15 protein-coding genes are annotated in these 19,383 nt (G+C 46.7%); 1 reads left to right on the top strand and 14 read right to left on the bottom strand.

The features are described from left to right. Window positions 1–220: 220 nt before the first annotated feature. The 14 genes from O9139_RS01800 to O9139_RS01735 all read right to left on the bottom strand — a co-directional run bounded on the left by O9139_RS01800 (window position 221) and on the right by O9139_RS01735 (window position 17,649). The gene (locus tag O9139_RS01800; protein ID WP_270877734.1) at window positions 221–1,093 is read right to left on the bottom strand and encodes a hypothetical protein; all 873 of its coding nucleotides are present in this window, start codon (window positions 1,091–1,093) and stop codon (window positions 221–223) included. 35 nt (window positions 1,094–1,128) lie between these two features. Continuing rightward, window positions 1,129–2,412, bottom strand: coding sequence for a copper amine oxidase N-terminal domain-containing protein (locus tag O9139_RS01795; RefSeq protein WP_270877733.1), 1,284 nt, complete (start codon window positions 2,410–2,412; stop codon window positions 1,129–1,131). After that, the gene (gene glmM, locus O9139_RS01790; protein ID WP_270877732.1) at window positions 2,393–3,751 is read right to left on the bottom strand and encodes a phosphoglucosamine mutase; all 1,359 of its coding nucleotides are present in this window, start codon (window positions 3,749–3,751) and stop codon (window positions 2,393–2,395) included. The genes O9139_RS01795 and glmM overlap by 20 nt, the downstream gene beginning before the upstream one ends. A 24-nt stretch (window positions 3,752–3,775) precedes the next feature. Next, complete coding sequence (locus O9139_RS01785) at window positions 3,776–4,537, bottom strand: sugar phosphate nucleotidyltransferase (protein WP_270877731.1); 762 nt, start codon at window positions 4,535–4,537, stop codon at window positions 3,776–3,778. A 27-nt stretch (window positions 4,538–4,564) separates the two neighbouring features. Beyond that, window positions 4,565–6,394: a glutamine--fructose-6-phosphate transaminase (isomerizing) gene (gene glmS, locus O9139_RS01780; RefSeq protein WP_270877730.1), complete on the bottom strand. Its 1,830-nt coding sequence runs from the start codon at window positions 6,392–6,394 to the stop codon at window positions 4,565–4,567. Between the two features lie 32 nt (window positions 6,395–6,426). Continuing rightward, entirely contained in the window at window positions 6,427–7,782 is a 1,356-nt protein-coding gene (locus O9139_RS01775; protein ID WP_270877729.1) for a nucleotide sugar dehydrogenase, read from the bottom strand. A gap of 32 nt (window positions 7,783–7,814) precedes the next feature. Then, window positions 7,815–8,630, bottom strand: a complete 816-nt coding sequence (locus tag O9139_RS01770) for a response regulator transcription factor (RefSeq protein ID WP_270877728.1) — start codon at window positions 8,628–8,630, stop codon at window positions 7,815–7,817. A gap of 33 nt (window positions 8,631–8,663) precedes the next feature. Next, window positions 8,664–10,112 carry a glycosyltransferase family 2 protein gene (locus tag O9139_RS01765; RefSeq protein WP_270877727.1) on the bottom strand — a complete coding sequence of 483 codons (1,449 nt, stop codon included), beginning with the start codon at window positions 10,110–10,112 and terminating at the stop codon, window positions 8,664–8,666. A 15-nt stretch (window positions 10,113–10,127) separates the two neighbouring features. Beyond that, window positions 10,128–11,297, bottom strand: coding sequence for a HEAT repeat domain-containing protein (locus O9139_RS01760; RefSeq protein WP_270877726.1), 1,170 nt, complete (start codon window positions 11,295–11,297; stop codon window positions 10,128–10,130). A 19-nt stretch (window positions 11,298–11,316) separates the two neighbouring features. Further along, window positions 11,317–13,560 carry a hypothetical protein gene (locus O9139_RS01755; protein ID WP_270877746.1) on the bottom strand — a complete coding sequence of 748 codons (2,244 nt, stop codon included), beginning with the start codon at window positions 13,558–13,560 and terminating at the stop codon, window positions 11,317–11,319. A 1,800-nt stretch (window positions 13,561–15,360) separates the two neighbouring features. Continuing rightward, complete coding sequence (locus O9139_RS01750; protein ID WP_270877725.1) at window positions 15,361–16,101, bottom strand: Fic family protein; 741 nt, start codon at window positions 16,099–16,101, stop codon at window positions 15,361–15,363. 161 nt (window positions 16,102–16,262) lie between these two features. Beyond that, on the bottom strand, window positions 16,263–16,976 hold the full coding sequence (locus O9139_RS01745; protein ID WP_270877724.1) for a hypothetical protein: 714 nt from the start codon (window positions 16,974–16,976) through the stop codon (window positions 16,263–16,265). Window positions 16,977–17,084: 108 nt separating this feature from the next. Then, the gene (locus O9139_RS01740) at window positions 17,085–17,309 is read right to left on the bottom strand and encodes a hypothetical protein (RefSeq protein WP_270877723.1); all 225 of its coding nucleotides are present in this window, start codon (window positions 17,307–17,309) and stop codon (window positions 17,085–17,087) included. A 4-nt stretch (window positions 17,310–17,313) separates the two neighbouring features. Next, window positions 17,314–17,649, bottom strand: a complete 336-nt coding sequence (locus O9139_RS01735) for a hypothetical protein (protein ID WP_270877722.1) — start codon at window positions 17,647–17,649, stop codon at window positions 17,314–17,316. A 481-nt stretch (window positions 17,650–18,130) separates the two neighbouring features. Between O9139_RS01735 and O9139_RS01730 the strand changes: the two genes are divergently transcribed. Further along, complete coding sequence (locus O9139_RS01730) at window positions 18,131–19,273, top strand: ROK family transcriptional regulator (RefSeq protein ID WP_270877721.1); 1,143 nt, start codon at window positions 18,131–18,133, stop codon at window positions 19,271–19,273. The last annotated feature ends 110 nt before the right edge of the window (window positions 19,274–19,383 follow it).

The raw sequence follows: 19,383 nt of genomic DNA, 5'->3' as shown, positions 1-19,383 counted from the left end.
TACTCGAAGTTGTATTATTTATTTTCCATCATAGAAATCACATAACAACCTTTAAGAAAGGTGATATAAAGCCGCTTTGGAAGCGTGTTGATTGCCGTCAGCCCCCGCGCCATACAAGGCATTTTTCGCTCATCTCTTAAAAAAAGCCCTCTATCAAATAGAGGGCTTTACCTGCTGAACAAATATGAATGAAAAGTGAGTCGCTGAGATTAGATGCTTCTCACCACGACGATAGTGCCGTCCTTTTCCATGTATTAGGTGCCACACAAACATATACATACCCGTCATCCCATGCCATCTCCCCTACTTCTCCGGGGGCAGTAGACGAGGCCGGCGTCATTGATTTTCTGATGCGAATGCTGTCATCACTAACGTCCAGCTTGGTCTTGGCGTCCGAGTTTCCAATACCGATATTGCCGCTGCTGCGGTTAATAGTGAACGGATTGTCCAGTGCTTTACCGTCATCCGAATAACGGATAATTTGCAGATTGGAGCCGGCATTTCCTCCGGTTTCCTCGGAGGTATCTGCACGCATCGCCCAGCGCGACGTAGTCACATTCCCATCATCCGATTTGGCCCAAGTCAGATCACGGTTGACGCCACCGGTTCCGGCAATCCGTAAAATTCCGTCCATCACATTGAAATTAGAGGAATGCGTGCGAATTTCGGCCACATCCTGGTCGAACGGAATTTCCAGACGCGTAAACAGCTCATTGGCGTCTTTGCCGTCAGGTGCCATCGTCGTTTCGAACGACATATGATTATGATCGTGCTGCTCCGGGTTATTCGCTTTGGCATGAGCGATGATAGCCGCCTTGTCCTTCCCATTCTCATCCAGCCAAGCGATGGCCGGCTTCGCTCGGTCTTTCGTCCACTGCAGCCGAATGAGATCCGACAAGTGACCTTCCGAGGAGACCCACTGCTTATCGGTAGAAAGATGAATCCGGTCATTATGAGGGACCTCAAGGCCTCCTCCCGGTAAAGACGATTCCTGAAAGGTGCCGGGCGTCTCATTGCCGCCTGCGAAGGCCATTCCTGAGACACCAAGCGCCGCACCAGCCACCAGAGAGATCACCAAACCTGTCATTTTCATTTTGCATCCTCCTCCTTCTTGTTCATCGAACCCGTTCAACGATTAGCGTTCAATAGTTCGATCCATCTCACGTAATCATGGACAGCGATGCCGACATAGCTCGGATAAAGGGAGAGGCTTTCCTTGACCTGTTTCAATTCCGACTCCATAAGCAAGGAATTCGACTTATAAAAGGTCGTATAATCAGCTTCCGTACTGGGCATCGTATCCACTGCAATGACCGCCTGTTTCTTCAGCGTAGCTGCTTCTAAAATGATCGACTTGGATCTGGCAATGATGCCGTTGCTGCCGAGTGCCGTATTACGATAAGCCATAATGACGACACGATCCGCCTTCTCCAGCAGCCAAGCGCTAAAGGAGTAGCTGGATCCCGGAACGGTACAGCTGTTGATCCAAAAGGGAATATCGAAGGCCATCGTCATGCTGCGATCAGAGCTTTTCACTTCCGATTCAATGAATCTGATCGTATCCATCCACCGTTCGAGGACCCAGGTCTGATTAATCTTCCACATGTCCAATGTGTAGGGTTCAATGTCAAAATGGAAGCCTTGGAAGCGTTCTAGAGCATCTGCCGAAGCGTTATATTGCGTAACCGCTGCAATCCATTGCTGGATATAGATATGATTTTGCTCATATATCCAATCCGATTTACCGGCCAGCGCCTCAACCGTGATGCCCTGCTCATTAGCTCTGCGGATGAAATTCCGGTAAACGTCCTGACCCGGATACGTTTCATAGCGCAGATAAATGGAAGTCAGTTTTTGGTCCGCCGCAAACTGGAGGATGCGGTCACCATCCGTCTCAATCAGCTTGCTGTCCCAGACCCAAGTGGACTTTTGTGCTTTGTCCGCCGAAGTGATCAGTACCAAATTCCGTTCTCCCACCCAATCGACATCGGCCCCGAGGCTCTCACTGACAGCTCTCAGCGGAACCATGGTTCGGTCATTTTTGAGGACAGCCGGAGTGTCTAATTCCACCTGCTTGCCGTCAACTGAAGCAACTTTCTGACCAATGGTTAATAATGATGTAGCGTGCTGACTGCGAAAGGTTACCTGTTCCAGGGAACGACTCCATTCCACTTCGGCACCCAGTTTTTCGGCGATTTCTCTTGCCGGCACCATTGTACTCCCCGTCTGTTCATCGATGTATGGCTGGGCATCCGTAAAGACTATCTTCTCCCCGTTAACCTCCACCCCAAGCTCAGCGATAAGAGAGTATGCCGGGAGAAACAAAGGAACACTTATTAAAATTTGTACAAGGATCAAGCATACAATCGTCTTTTTCATAGGGACTATCGGATTAAACCATGCTATATTCAAGCTCTTCCTTTACCACCTCTACAATGCCTTCAATATAACCGGACAACTCCCTTTCATCCGGTCCTTCCGCCATCACACGCACCAGTGCCTCCGTGCCCGAAGGCCGCACCAATACACGGCCGCGACCGGCCATCTCCCTTTCCACCCGACGAATTACGGCATCGATCCGCCGATTGCCTTCCAGCTTGTATTTATGGATCACTCGTACATTAACCACCAGCTGAGGGTATTTTACGACAGGGGACACAAGCTCCGACAGAGGCTTCCCTTCTTGAAGCATGACTTGCAGCAGCTGAACGGCCGATAACAGACCATCTCCTGTAGTCGAATAATCCAGTAAAATGATATGTCCGGAAGACTCACCGCCCAAGTTGTACCCGCCGCTTCGCATCGCTTCCATGACATGCCGGTCTCCGACCTTGCTTTTTAACCCTTCGAGACCGATGGTTTGCAGCGCTTGATGAAAGCCAAGGTTGCTCATGACGGTAGAAACGACGGTGTTTTGACTCAGCCGTCCCTGCTTGGCCAGACGAGCGGCAAGGATATAGAGGATTTGATCCCCGTCCAAAATCTCGCCCCGCTCATCAACCGCAATCAGCCGGTCTGCATCACCGTCGAATGCAAGTCCCGCATGGGCTCGATGTTCCAGCACAGCCTTACGCAGAGGCTCCGGATGCGTTGAGCCGCAATCCTGATTAATATTTAAACCGTCTGGCTGATGATTCAATAGAACCGTCTCCGCACCCAATTCGGCGAACAACCGCGGAGCTAGCAAGGAAGCCGCTCCGTTCGCGCAATCGAGCACGATTCTGCAGCCTGCCAGCGGTACCGCAGCCGTTGACTTCAAATAGCTCACATAGTCCAGTGCGCCCTGCGAATTATCACGCATGGTGCCAATACCCGCTCCTGTTGGGCGGGAAATCCGATGCTCGTCACCCTGTAGGCGGCTCTCTACTTCCGCTTCCCACGCATCCGGCATTTTGAAACCGTCCCTGCCAAAAAATTTAATCCCGTTGTCCTCCACCGGATTATGAGATGCGGAGATCATCACCCCTGCAACCATCCCCCAATGCCGTGTGATATAAGCCACACCCGGCGTCGGTAGGACGCCCAGCTTTACGGCATCCGTCCCGGCGGATAACAACCCAGCAGTCAAAGCTGCTTCTAGCATGAGCCCGGAGATACGGGGATCCCGCCCGATGACGACGGTGGGCCGATAACCAACACATGTGCGCGACAGCATGTAACCAACAATAAGCCCTAGTTCAAAGGCTAGCTCTGGCGTTAACTCGCGGTTGGCAACCCCTCTGACTCCATCTGTACCGAAAATAGTTCCCATATCAATTCTCCTCCCTACCGATTGTTAGGCAAAAATCCCCATGTGTTCATAAAAGGCCCGATTCGCCTCCTCCAATTGTTCCGGGGTGTTAATCCCCATCACCTCTGTCGGATTATCGAGGATCATCGCCTCAAATCGCTTCTGACAACCGGAAATACCGGTCTGTCGCATCACCTTCACGATATCGGTCAAGTAGTACTCCTGCTGTGCATTATCATTGGTAATGCCAGGGAGCGCTTGAAACAAGCTTTCATTATCGAAACAGAAAATCCCCGTGTTAATTTCATTTATCCGTTTCTGCTCAGGCGTCGCGTCCTTCTCTTCAATGATGTCGACAACTTCGCCGCTTGCAGAATCCCGGATAATTCTTCCATAGCCGGTTGGATCCTGAACGATCGCGGTCAACACTACACCAGCGCTTGTGTTTGCCCGCTGCGCCGCCAGCAGCCGTTCGATGGTGGATTGCCTAATGAGAGGCGTATCGCCCGTAAGCACCAAGGTCGATCCGCTGCGGTTACTGAGCAGACGCTCAGTCTGCTGAACGGCGTGAGCCGTTCCAAGCTGATTTTCCTGCTGGACGTAGGTAACCCGCGTTCCCAAGCACTTCTTCACCAGCTCTCCCCGATGCCCGATCACTGCCAAAATCCGAGTGATAGGCATCGCTTCCAGCTTGCCCACTAAACGGCCGATCATCGGTACGCCTCCGACGGGATGAAGCACTTTGGGCAGCTCCGACTTCATCCGTGTGCCTTTCCCTGCAGCTAACAGAATAGCGAATGCTTCCATGTGGTGGTTCAACTCCCCTCCGAATAGTTATTCAACCGTCACGCTTTTGGCCAAGTTGCGCGGTTTATCAATATCGTTCTCCAGAGCCAGGGAGGCGTAATAGGAGATTAACTGAAGCGGCACGACGGCCAATATCGGCGCCAAAAGCTGGAGGGACGGCGGGATGAAGCAGATTTCATCGACGCTATTCAACAGCCCCACATTGCCTTCCACCGTAATCCCCATGACATGCGCTCCGCGGGCCTTGACTTCTTTAATATTGCTAACTGTTTTTTCGTACAGATCCATATGTGTAGCCAACGCAATCACAGGCGTATCCTTCTCGATCAGTGCCAATGTGCCGTGCTTTAGCTCTCCGGCTGCATAAGCCTCCGAGTGGATATAAGAGATTTCCTTCAATTTGAGAGAGCCCTCAAGTGCAACGGCGTAGTCCAAGCCCCTACCGATAAAGAATAGGCTATCCGCATCTTTGATCGATTCCGCATACAGCTTCACTTCTTTGGCGTTTTCCAGCACCTTCTCCACCTGAACGGGAAGTGACTTCAAGCCTTTGACCAGCTCCGTATGAAGCACGGTAGACAGCGTTTGTCTTTCCTGGGTCAAGTAAATGCTAAACAAATAGAAAGCGAGCAGCTGAGCGGTATAAGCTTTCGTCGATGCCACTGCAATTTCCGGACCGGCCTTCGTTGCGATGACATAGTCCGCATCTCGGGCAATTGAACTGGTCGGCACATTCGTAATGGCTAATACTTTAGCGCCTTGCCTTTTGCTCTCTTGCAGGGCAGCGAGCGTATCCGCCGTTTCCCCAGATTGGCTCACGACGATGACCAGCGTTCGATCTGTGATGATCGGGTCCCGATATCTGAATTCCGATGCGATATCACATTGCACCGGGATCCGCGTTAGCTTCTCAAGAACCGTACTGCCGACAAGTCCGGCATGATAGGCGGTGCCGCAAGCCACGATAAAGATTTTATCCACATGTTGGAAGACGCCAGCTGCGTTTGCCAATTCAGGGAAACACACTTCGTCCTGGTCGTTGATGCGTCCGAGCATCGTATTGCGCAGCGTTAAAGGCTGTTCGTGAATTTCCTTCAGCATGAAGTGCTCGTAAGGTCCCTTCTCCACCTGATCCGCGCTCCAATCGATATGCAGCAGCTTACATGCCGCCGGCTTCCCTGTCTCGACCTTCGTGATGGAAATACCCTCCTGTGTAATGACGGCCAAATCGCCATCCTCCAAAATATATACCTCACGGGTATGCTCAATAAGAGCGGAGATGTCCGAAGCAATGAAGTATTCTCCCTGACCCGCACCAATCACAAGCGGACTCGATTGTCTGACCGCGATAAGCTTATCCGGCTCATACTCCGTCATGACACCAAGTGAATAAGCCCCTTGCAATCTCTGAATGACCGCATGCATGGCTGTGAAGATATCGCCTTCGTAATGCTCGGCAAGCAAGTGAGCGATCACCTCGGTGTCGGTCTCGGAAGCAAAGGTGACTCCTTTTTGCTCCAGCTCTTGCTTCAACTCCATGTAGTTTTCCACGATGCCGTTATGCACGACAGTGAATTTACCCGACATATCCGTATGTGGGTGGGAGTTTACATCCGACGGTCGGCCGTGAGTAGCCCAGCGCGTATGCCCGATTCCAACCGATCCCTTCAACGGCTGCTTGTCCAGCTGATCCGTTAAATTGGCCAGGCGTCCTTCCGCCTTGCTGATCTTGACCTGATCCTGCACCAGTACCGCGATCCCCGCGGAGTCATACCCTCTGTACTCCAGCTTGCTTAATCCGTTCAGCAGAATCGGCTGTACGTCCCGTTGTCCAATATACCCTACAATGCCACACATCGTTATTTTCTCCTCTCTATTCTATGATGGGTTTAAACGCCTACAGCGATCCTCACTTCTTGCTTGCGAATACCCGTGCCCAATTTATAAATATTGTCAGCTTTCATGTCTGCAAAAGCGTTGCGCGTATCGATGATCGGCACGCCCAGCTCCGCAAGTTCACGGTTATTGAAGCAGCGGTGATTCGTGATCAGCACCATGCAGTCATATTTGGCAAAAGCGGACAGATCGTAGCTCACAGATTGTACCGTATTCTCTTCTTTATCGAGGAAGGAGACGGCATGCGGATCATAATATTCCACCTGTGCTCCACTCTCCCGAAGAAGCTCGTACAGCTCCAGCCCCGGCGATTCACGGAGATCATCCACATTCGGCTTATACGCCATGCCCAGAATAAGAATCTTCGAATTACGGATGGATTTCGCATACATATTGAGAACCTGTGAAGCTTTATACCGGACATACTCCGGCATATTATCATTGATGGATTGCGCCAGCTCGATAAACTTGCTGTAGAAGCGGAACTCCTTTGCCTTCCACGACAAATACATCGGATCCAGCGGGATGCAGTGACCGCCGATGCCAGGTCCCGGATGGAACGGCATAAAGCCGAATGGCTTCGTCGACGCAGCCTTAATGACCTCCCAGACATCAATATCCATTTTGTCGCACATCATGGCCATTTCGTTAATGAACGCAATGTTAATACTGCGGAACGTATTCTCCAGCAGCTTGGACATCTCCGCTACTTTCGGCGAGGAGACAGGTACGACGTCCTTCACTACATGGCTGTATAAAGTCACGCCGAGGTCGATGCACGCTTCCGTCGTACCGCCGATAACCTTTGGCGTATTAAAGGTGTTGAATTGGGGATTACCCGGATCGACCCGCTCCGGCGAGAAGCAGAGGAAGAAATCTTTGCCCACCTTGAGTCCTTGCGCTTCTAGCTCGAACTGGATGAGCTCCTCCGTCGTTCCCGGATAGGTGGTGCTCTCCAGGATGATCAAAGCTCCGCGCTTGAGATTTTTCTTGATTTCCCGGACTACACTCTGAATATAAGAGGTATCCGGATCTTGGTTTTCACTGAGTGGCGTCGGTACGCAGATGCTGATCGCATCCAGCCTTTGAACCGTATGGTAGTCGTCAGTCGGAATAAACCGGCCAGACTCGACCGCTTTCGCCACTTCTTCGTTCGGAACGTCTTGAATATACGATCGGCCGTTTTGAAGTGATTCTACCTTCCGGAAATCGAGATCGATGCCGTATACCGTAAACCCGCCCTTCGCCATCTCCATGCATAAAGGCAGCCCTACATAGCCGAGACCGATGACCCCAATTTCGGCCGTTTTTGTCTGAAATTTATATTTTAAATTGTTAAATGTGTTCATGATGATTCCACCCTCCTATGTTTTTACCTTTATTAGCCCACACGGGAAATCAGCTTTTTGATTCTCCACTCCAGCTCCGAAATGGAGAAGGGCTTTGTCACATAATCGGATGCGCCCAATTCAAAGGCACGGTCCATACTTTTCGGCAGCTGCTTATCCGTTAGAACGATGACTTGTCCTTCGCCGGCATAATCCCTCTTGATTTTGTCGATCAACTGGTACCCGTCAAGAATTGGCAGGTTCAGCTCCGTGATCACCAGGTTCGGCATTGTTTTCTCAAATTTCTCGAGCGCTTCACTGCCATCCTTGGCCTCTTCTACCTTGTAACCGTTGATCTCAAGCCGCAGCTTGACGAACTCTCTGCTCACTTCGTCCGGATCGGCGATAAGAATCGATGTCATTCCCTGCTGAAGTCCATGATTCATGAACAAGTGAATATCTCTGCTCTCCCCTTTCCCTTGCAGTGACATATGGAGCAGCTGTGACAACGACTGTTCCGTCAACTCCCCACTCTCCGGGAAACTGGCGACTATCATCTGACCTTCGAGCAAATCCTGCTGTTCCAGGAACTCTTTGAGCACGAGCGATGCATAATGGGCATTGATAAGCTTTTGCCCGGACAGAACGATTCCAAGCAGGCTGCTTTGTTCCAAGTAGAAGCAATGAAGGGGTATTTCCGGCTCAAAGCCGCTCATATAGGACTGCATTTTTTCCAGCACCTTCTGATTGACCGCTGCGCATGGCGCAAGGATCATCCCGCATGGAGCACCCTTTTCATAGGAAGCCTGAACTTGTTCTGCTAATTGCAAAATTGCTTCTTGAATCGGATCATGAACTAATACCGCCATCTTCTCCACTCCTCTTGTCTCTGTTTAGGATTGCTATTTATTAAAATTGGTGCGGACCATCGTTCCCCACGAGTTGTTATTACGCAGGAATTGGACATGTCCGTTTAACCTCCACCAAACACCAATTTGCCGATACCCTGCAAACATTAAGAGAGAATACAAGATCATTTTGTTCAGGTCACCCAGCTTGGGATATCGGCTGAAGGCCGTCTCTTCAATAAACAAGGCCCCCAGGCTTAAAGCAAAGCAGGAAAATAAATTGACTAACGAAAAGATAATGACGGTGTACCAATCCGTCATATTCAACATCCAGTAGCCCAATATAGCTAACAGGCCGCTGAGGCGGAAATACGGATTCAGTGTTTCAAACACAATGTTATATGGAAGTGTCAGCATTCCGAATACTTTGTATTTCGGGCGCAGCACCATGTGAATACCTTCCTCAATCATATTTTTCAGGTTTCCCCGCCCCCAGCGCTTGCGTTGGCTGCTCAAGATCCGGTACGAATCAGGGGCTTGTGTCCAGCAAACGGCATCCGGGCAAAACGCTACCCGGTATGGGATTTTATTGTCTAAGCAATGACGGTGAAGCTTAATCACAATGTTCATATCTTCACCGGGGTAGCCCCCACGGTAACCGCCGACTGCGATGACCATCTCCTTTTGAAACACGCCGAAGGCTCCCGAAATAATAATGAGACCATTGACGGCGCTCCAGCCGATCCTTCCGCCGAGGAAGGCTTTCGTATATTCGACGTGTTGCAGTGCCGGCAGCAGCTTACGAGGAAATTGAACATCCTTAACAATGCCGTCTTCCACCGTGCAGCTGTTAACGATTCGAACATTGCCCCCAACGGCGACCGTCTCTTCGGGGTTTTCCATGTATACCCGGGCAATCCTCGTTAAAGCGTCCTTTTCAAGCAAAGAGTCCGCATCAATCGTTGAGATCAACGCATAGTGGGAAAGGTTGATGCCTGCGTTTAACGAATCCGCCTTCCCTCCATTTTCTTTATCCACCAAATATAGATTGGGATACTCGGGATTATGGTACACCCCTCTGATTTTTCCGGTCTTAATGCTGCTGGAATGCACCGGATGAATGAGCTCCAGCTTGAATTCTTCAAGCATGCACTTTAATGTCCGGTCCTGTGAACCGTCATTGACGACGATCACCTCATATTCAGCATAATTGAGCGCCAGCAGCGATCTTACGTTCTCAATAATGGTTAACTCCTCGTTATAGGCCGGCACCAACAAGGAAACCGGCGGGAGCTGGCTGGAACTGGACAGCTTATTGATTCGATTGTACTGGATCCCCCGCTTGATCGAAAAAATATGCCGAATCGAAAATCCGAAGATAAAATAATAGAGCAGTGTGACGAGAATAACGTAAAAGAGTGCGACGTAGCTGTAATAGAGCAAAAACTCCCTTAGCCCTTTCAAGAATGAATCCAACATCACTTGATATCCGAAAACCCACATGTTTACGCAACCCTCCTATACGACACGATATATACGTTTAGATTTGTGAAATATTTTGTCATAGGTATACATGAGCAGGTTATATTGCATGAGCTTATTCCAATTGTACAGCTGCATATACAGATGCTTGATCTCATCATCAATCAGCTGCTGCATGAATTGCCCGCGTTCCGTACTTTGAACCGCTGCGGCACTCTCACAAAGCGCCACCATACCTTCTTCTCCCATACGGAGCAACCCTTTGGCCGACGCATACACGATTCGCTGATCAGCGTCGCTCAGACTGGTTTTCATCAGCCCGACGTAAGCCGTATTTTTGATGTCGGCCAAAACTTCTATCGTCAATCGGCGAACGTTGAGATTTGGATGACTCAGCAGCTTGCTAACGACGTTTCTCGGCAGCAGACGGGAGCTTTTCAGGTACAAATCCACCGCTTTGATTTGAATATCCTCATGCTCGGAATCTATGAGACGGTAGACTGCAGAGGCCGCTGCTGGATCGGTGTAGATATTCAACCCGATCAGCCCAATCCGAACGTAAGCCGGGTTCTCATGGCTCACATAGCCCGTGTACAAGGAACCGGCATCCACTTCTGAATCGGCTATCATATTCACAATCAGCTCGTAGCATTTCTTGTTGTGCTGAAGTAGCATCTGAACCATGGCTTCGAGCTCCTGCTGGCTGCGGGCACACTTGGCGACAGCTCGGGCTACGACAAACAGAGCCGAATTGAGCGGATGCTCCTTGAGCATGTCCAGTAAAGCCGGCACCGCCTCCTTCACCCGCATGCACCCCAAATGATAAGCGGCATCCAGCTTCACCCGATAAGATCGGCTGTTAAAGCGCTCCAGATGGTGCTGCGCGAGCCCCAAATCTACGCAAAGCCGCACCAGCTTGTGCCGCTGTTCGCCAGAGAAGCATTCCATCATATCATTCAGCTTCTCCTGCATCGCCTCCCTTTCCACCGGGTTCATCGTCCAGGGAGGGACCCTTAACGGCTCCATCCCATCCAGATTGGCTTGAACATAAGTCAAGTAATCCTTAAACTTCGTTTGGAATCGGTCGTTCAGCTTTCTCTTTCTTATGCTTCTCAACTTAATGGCATAAATGATGGCCACACAAACCAGATTAAAAGCCAAAATAATATATAAAGCTTGTATGGCTGCATTAAGATTGGTGTACACGCCTGCACTCTCCTCTGCTTCAGCTGTCCGATTGATCGGTACTGGTCACGGGGCCGTTGATCTTATGCAACGCCTCTTTCATGATGTAGTAGCTTTGTTTCGGCCGTTCTACGTAATTCACCTTATCCTCCCAGCGCTGCCATGTGTATAACGGCATAGCGGTCACCGGAAGCGGCTGCGCCGCAGCTGAGTTATCCCGGCCAACAACTTGATCATTCTTTACAATCCACGGAACAAGACGAACACCTTTCACTTGCGTCACTTCAAATTTGTTCTTGCTCGGCGGATTATAGTTGATAACGCTCAGAGAGCTTGGATCACTGAATCCGAGCAGCATCCATGGTATACGCATTTCGAGCACCTGCCCTTGAACCTGCCACATCGCCTTCGAATTGTATTCAGGACGCGCCGGATCGCTGTAGCCTCTCTCTAAGAGGCCAACCTCTACATCCCCGAAGGGGTGGTTCACCCGGGAGTCGGGATATTCCAGAAGATAATTGACAGCAAGTTTCCAAGGCTTGAAAATCCCCGAGTCATCCTGCTTTTCCTTCGGATCGATGTCCGGCAGTCCGGAATGCTCATATAAGCGGGCATGAATATCGTAGTTGGAAGCGATCGTCATGTGTCCTTTATTTTCATCCGACAGCTCGATTAATGTTTCCAATCCTTCATCTAGTGTCATGCCGTGAAGCTCCGGTCCGTGACGATTGCCACCGGGCAGCGTATCCGCCCCGAAATAGATGCTTTCCTTTGATGGGTCGAATGGCTCAGATAGCTTGGCCATTAAGTAAAGGTAGCCTTCGTCATGCGAGGCCCAAATCTCCTCAAAGCCGGGAGCCTGCACATCGAGCTTCTTCTTCCCATTCCCCAGCTTGTTCCAATCCAAGTCGTCCCCATCGATGTGAATATCATCGTCTTTGCTCGGGAACATCCCGAGTACCCCGAAGAAAGACTCGTTCGTGAGCGTGTTATACCAGTACGCCCGGCGATCCGCTTCATCGTAACGTTGGGTGTTCCACGTCTTCTTAAACCATTCGTCCTGCCACGTGAACAATATCGCTCCGGAATAGCCGGACTCGTGGATCTGCTGCAGTAATTCCGCATCGATCTCTCCCTGCTGCGTCTCGTTATGACCGCCTTGATTGCGGCCGAGCGAGCCCAAGTGGGCTACGCCCAAGGATGCCGGCACGCCATATTCCGTAATCATGACTGGCAGATTGGGATGTGCTTCTTTTAATTTATTCAGATAGGTGTAGTAACTATCGATTTGCCCTTTGCTGTTGGTCATTTCCTGAAACGACTTATCAAAAGTAAAAAAATCCGGATAATACGGATACACATGGTACGAGGCAAAATAGCCCGCCTCCCAATCCGCCGCCTCAATATGCGTTGGATCGACGCTAACCAGATCCTCTTCAACCAACGGCTCGCCCGGATGCGTGAGCGGGTCCGTCGTCACCCAATTGGCGAAGGCCATGGGATGCTGCCAGCCAAACTGAATTTCCGTTTGCGCCGCCGTGTCCACCATCAAGGCCAGCCACTTTTCAAAGGCGTTCGCTCCCGGTTTATTCCGAAAATATTTCCCTGTGTAATCTGCGGTGTCCGCGTGCAAATTATTGGTCCCTTTCACCATCTTCGGATCCCATTCCGTTCCGACAATCCAGCTCATGAGATAAGGACCTGCATTATACTTATAAGCACCTCCTGCTTTTCCTGAGTGCGGTTCGGGTGTGAGTGTCGTTTTTCCATAAACCGCCGCAACCGCATCCTTAATCTCTTGCTCGAATTTTTGCTTGATCTTGGGATCGAAAGCGTCTTGCCCTTCAATCAGCTGTTCCTCGGGGCTCCAAATGCCCTGCAGAAAGAAAAGCGGATTTTTCTGATGCTTCATATTGTATTTGGAAAGCGCCTCGTAAAACTCGGGCATCATGATTGTATACACCCGGATCACATTCGCCCCCATGTCCTGAATCATGCCAAACCATCTCTCATATTCGTCCTCGGAAATGGCCAGCTCACCAGGAAAATGCCCGGGGACCGTTGCCCCCATATTTACCCCCTTGGCGAAATAGGGCTGCCAGGCTTGATTCGTGTATTCTTCTACATTCGTTCCCTGGGTCCTAAACTTTACATGTATGCCGCTAGCCAGCGTCGTGCTTTCGATTCTGACCAAAAGCGGACGCAGCCCATAATAAAGCGCACCGGCTACAATCGCAATGACAAGACCTATCTTAAACAACAATTTGAGCCACTGGCGCATCATATTCACCTTCGATAGTTTGCTTAGTTCTGCTGTCTATTGTCATGGTACGACAGGAAAGTGCAATTGTCTGTTTTCAAAGTATTAAACATTGTGAGCAATTCAAGAGCATTGTTTTCGAAATTTGAATTGTGTTATCAAAGATTTAAAAGATTGTGAGCAGATTGTTAAAAGGGGATAATTTCATGTAAATAGAGTAGTTATTGAAAAAATAGGGAGTAAATTTGGCGGATATTGCGTTTGGCCGTCCCATTCTCCAATCTGTCAAAGCAGAATAAGTTTGACGCGGAGGGCAGAGAAATGCCCTTGGAGGACTGAGTTTGGGAGGCGAATTAGATTTGGTAAACGCTTAGGGGAAGCATTTACCAAGCTTGAGAAGAATAATTAGAGATCGGATTGCGAAAAAACTGTGTAAACAATTGGAGAGGTACCAAAAGGAGAAAACATAGAATTGGCAAGGGGTTTGATTTGGGCTCTTAATCATCAGAACTAGAGAATTGAGATTAAATCAGGGTTTAAAGTTGCCACGACGGATGATGGGTTTATCAACCTGGTAGATCGCTCTCGAAAAGAAAAAGCCGATCGAATATCAGGACAAATGCCTGATTTCGATCGGCTCTGAGGTAAGCTTATTTTGCTCAGTGGCAGATATTAAGTGTGGAGTGGCAAGCTAATTTTGATGCGTACATTTCATCCCGTACAAGTAGCGCCGCCGATCCTACATGCACCGTATGCGAGTCAAAACGCGAGTTTTGTAGAGACTGTTATAGTCAGCTGAAGCCTTGATTTTACTGGACTTTTGACGTACCCAATATGTTCGCTTAGGCTCGTTTTGTTAGTTTAGGAGAAGTTTTTTCATCAATTTTACACCAACTTTTCACCAGTTTTACACCAATTTTTTTACACCAATAATTACACCTGGATTTACACCATATTTACACCAATATTTACACCAATAGTACCAAAAATGGCACATTACTGGATACATGTTCCCATAGAAATCTGTATGGGTTCATTTAAAGGAGACATGAATATCATTTTGGGTGCATGTAGGTTTACAACATGCACCCAAAGAGATACATGTTGTTAAAAATCCGCGAAAATACATTCTTCAAATGTAATTGCACGTTAGTTTCGGGTGAAATACTAAAGAATATAGCACCAACTTTTACCGCTTATCCCCAATTAATGCCTTGTTCACGGAGCTGCTGAATGTAGATTTAGAAAGGGCCTAAACTACTTTTGATTCCTTTTCTACACCAATTTTAGTTAGTTGAAAATAGGTGCATGTAGTTTGGTTCAAACATCATACTTGCAATTGTGCGGCTAAGTCTTCAGCGTATATGCTTAAACTCATGACGAGGCACTGTTTTTTGCGTCAACTTAAACTTCTAAGATAAATTGAATGAATACGTTTTGAATACAATGAGGGTATCTGATCGATACTGAGATGTTTCATTCTAAGAAAAAAGGAATCCTTCCAGTACTCCGGAGAAACAGGACACATCTTTACTCGGAGTCTTTTCACCGCAGAAATATAATAAACAATTTATATTCACTGTCGGATTATGTAAGGGCTTTTGAAGAACGAGCTCCACCTTGGCGAATTGGTTTCTTTGGAGTGGAAGAATACTGATTTGATAAGCAATGTATTGTAATTCGTAATTCATTGAAATTCATATTTCTATTGTGTATCTAACAATGGAGCTCTCGTAAAAAATGTAATTAAAAACAGCCAGGGAAGGAATTTATATTTCCTTCTCTGGCTTGTTAATCTAGTTTATATCAATTAAATAACACAAGTCACTTTACCGCACCTATGTACTTTTTCAAACTATCCTCAACACATTCGGCAATTAATTGTACGAATGGTTTTAAATTTTCCCCCATACTTGCTAATTCTAAAGTTTCATAATATCTCAAACGAGCATCATTTGCGGCTTTAACAATAGCTGGTGGAAATCCATATTTCATTAAAATTAAATTCATTAAAAGCCGTGCTGTACGCCCATTACCATCAGAAAAAGGATGGATGTATACAAAACGGAATTGAAACTCCGCGGCTAGTTCAACTGGGTGCAATTTATCTTTGTGTTCATCATACCATTGAATCAACTGTTCCATTTTTTCCGCGAGCACTGAAAAGTTTGGGGGGATATGCTCAGAGCCTGATATCAAAACGTTGATCATCCGATATCGCCCTGCATTCTCATCGTCAATGTTTTTAAGTACTAGATGATGAATTGATTTTATGACATACTCAGTCAATTCCATGTTTCTATTTACTACATCTTGTACGTAATTAATCGCTTCTGAATGGTTAACGACTTCAAAATGCTCACTCAGCTTTTTACCACCTATTGTTAAACCTTCTTCTAAAACCAACTTGGTTTCTAAAAGTGTTAATGTGTTACCTTCAATCGCATTAGAGTTGTACGTCCATTCGACCCGATATACTTGTTCCAAATTTCTTACAGCAGCTGCTGGCAGAGGACGTAATTTATCTAATTCATTTTTTAATATATCTATTTTACCAAAGTTCAAGTTAGCCCCCTCCCTACTCTTATTACCATTATATCACGATTAACACGAATTAGACGCTTGACTGATTACTCTCTGGGGAAAAGCATCCTATCCTTCTTTTACATTCAAACCAAGGTTATTAATGTTCACCTGAGCTCATCTGGGTTATTCCGTTAAAAATTCTAGGGTAAGAACACTACATTTGAATATGCATGAAAACCATTTTCTCCTGATTTCTTGGACTCGAACGAAATCGAGCTAGTCACTCTTTGTATAAAAGGATGAATTTTCCGGGAATTAGGAGTGGCATTTATATGTAACGTTTTTGTGTCCGGAAAATAGTGAATATTAATATGATGATTGCCAATTTTTGCATTAAATCCATTAGCTGAAACAACACTTATTTCGTACAAATCTGCAAACTCTTCCATCCATACTTTAAGCTCGGGTCGTAGTTGATCGTTTTCTATAATTAAATTCTCTGCTGGGATAGAATCGAAATATAGTATCTCTGCTCTACCAGAGAAATGTTCAGATTGGTATTCTACGTAAGGAATTAAACTTTTCCAATAAGCCTCAGCAGTTTCCTTTAAAGGAATTCCAGAATAAATGCCAGAATACGGGCCATCAACAACATCCCCCCAAATCCGATCCGCATGATTATAGTCACAGACGTAGAGTTTATCTAAATTAAGGTCCGCTGGATCGACAATAACGATAATATTGTCTGCGGTAATATAATTTGTCGGTTCAGGATGCAGAAATAAGCAATCCTCTCGCTTAATTAAATTCGGTAAGCTATCGGGACGATACTCAGTTAAGACCATATTTATTTCATTCGAACTTGAATAACTCTTTTTTGTCTGTTGGCTTGGAACACGCAACCCTTCTTTCATGATACTCTCCCGCTTAGAATAGGAAGTATAATGGTACAAATGGTTTTGCATGTTATTCCTCCTATTTAATCAGTCATATAAAAGTCCCTTATACCATTCCTTAATAACTTACTCAAAATCCACAAAAGAATTAATGGTTTTCTTAAATTGTTTAGAGTTGATAATTCCAATTTCCAAAAAATTATTTAAAGAGTTAATCTTTTGTTGATTTTGTTTCTTTTCATATATAACTCTAGCTATTCTTGATACAAGATAGCGCATAAATTCTTCAATACCTTTTGTATTGGGTCTAGGAACAAATACTTCCCCCTCATCGTTTACGAAACCTATCATTTGGTCAGCATTTCTCAAACAACGTTGTGCATAAAAAAGACACGCGCGGAGAATCAGGTAAGTATCCATGTTCATCATAATAAGTACCGACAAGGCTTGCAATCTCACCACAGTCCTGCCCCCAATATTTATAACCGTCAAAAGTTAGAGCAAATTTAGTTAGCTCCATAATTTCTTGCTCTGGTTTTGGCATACGTTCTAATAACAATTTTTCATTAGGAATTTCATACGGCATGGCAATCCCCCATTTATTATTAATCACAATTTTGAAGCTACAAGGGCATACTGCTTGTTTTGATTTAATTGCTTTATGAAATGAATATGAACTTAATAATTTCATTTGGATATAACAGCGCTACCCATGCCCCTTCAATATTACCGATGTTCATTCTACTTTTGATTTTATAACACATGACCATTAGGAAAAAGATCACTTTTCTTTTCGGAAAATTACCAATCTAGTATTGCCTTTCCATTCAATAATCGGATTGTCACGTCCCCCATCATCAAGTAAGGACAAATTAATCACCCCTCTGGGATTGCATACTGCGTTATTCTGCTGCAGGGAAATCGACCGAGAGCGATTGCCATGATGAATAGTTTTTAAGACAATTAGTGTACTAAAAACTGTTCTAATCTTATCAAATTGCTATGACAGCATATTGTCATGGAGCATTTGTTCGGATATAAAAAATCCCATCATTTATTTCGGACAATTGCATAGTAATGGCGTCCACCTTGAGGACGATTAGCTTGGACAATTTAAATTATGCTATCATGAAACGTAAGAAATATATTTTACTAAGGGGGCGTCGTAATTTATGAGCAAAGGTACAGCCCTGCTAAGACAGCAAAATGAAAAACGGACATTGGCGATCCTTCGCACAGGGAAACTAAGCTCCAGGCAAGAAATAGCTACAGCTTTGGGCTTGAGTAAAAATACCATTTCGTTAATTGTTGATAAATTTATAAAGGACGGCATCATTAAGGAAGTCGGCATTGATGAACAAGGAGGCGTCGGCAGGCCCCGCATTCAGCTGAGCCTACAGACGGAAGCTTATAAGAGTATCGGGATCTTGATCCAAAACTCGTATTTCCAGTATGTTGTCACGGATTATTGCTCTACTATTTTGGACAAGGGCAGTATCGCGATGGATGGAGATGATCCTGATCAGTACATTGCAAAAATTATTCGTGTATGTAACACATTAATAGAGCAGCATCCAGAGGTACTTGGCGTGGGCATTGCTGTCCCGGCCCTTGTCGATCCGATCGAAGGGGTTGTCTACTTTTCCTCCCATTTGAGCTGGCGAAATATCCCGCTGAAGGAAAAAATGGATGCCGGGCTTCCGGTAAAAACCAAGGTTCTCAACCTCGTGAAGGCCGCTGCCATCGCCCCCTCTACCGGAATGCCAACGGAGAATGGATCTAACTCCTTTTATTTGCGTATCGATGAAGGTATCGGCGGGGCCCATATTATGGATAGCCAAATCTACAGCGGCGCGAGTTGGACAGCAGGTGAAGTGGGACACTTGTGCATGGAACCAGACGGCCCACTATGCAGCTGCGGTCAAAGGGGCTGTCTGGAGGCTTTGGTCAGTATCCCTGCGATTCTTAAACAAGTTCAACAACAGCTTCCTGAGATAAAAATCGACGGCGATCTTGAGTATTATTTAAACAGCAAAGGAACACAGTTCCCTGCTTTCGATGAGATCATGCGTAGATCCGGTCAGTACGTCGGCATGGCCGTTTCGCAAATTATTTTACTGATAAACCCAGGATATATCGTAATTGATAGTCCATTTGAAAAGCTGGACGCCTTCAAACAGTCGGTACTGTCCTCTGTGGAAAGCCGGGCGTTAATGTTTCCAAAGGAAAAGACAAAGATATTGTTCATCAAAAGCCACTTCGCCTCCAGTATCGGGGCTGCTTTCGCTGTTATTCTTGATTTTGAAAAGGAATAACAGCTTTTTTGTGTAAAGTGACAAAAATGTGAAAAGTAGATTGACATGCTGAATGTATGCGTGTTAATTTTAAATTAACAATTAGTCCTAGTCTAGGATTAATTGCTAGG

Source organism: Paenibacillus aestuarii (assembly GCF_027789125.1).
Classification (GTDB): Bacteria; Bacillota; Bacilli; order Paenibacillales; family NBRC-103111; genus Paenibacillus_E; species Paenibacillus_E aestuarii.
The sequence above is the reverse complement of the archived record's forward strand: the minus strand, read 5'-3'. Positions and strand labels throughout refer to the sequence as shown.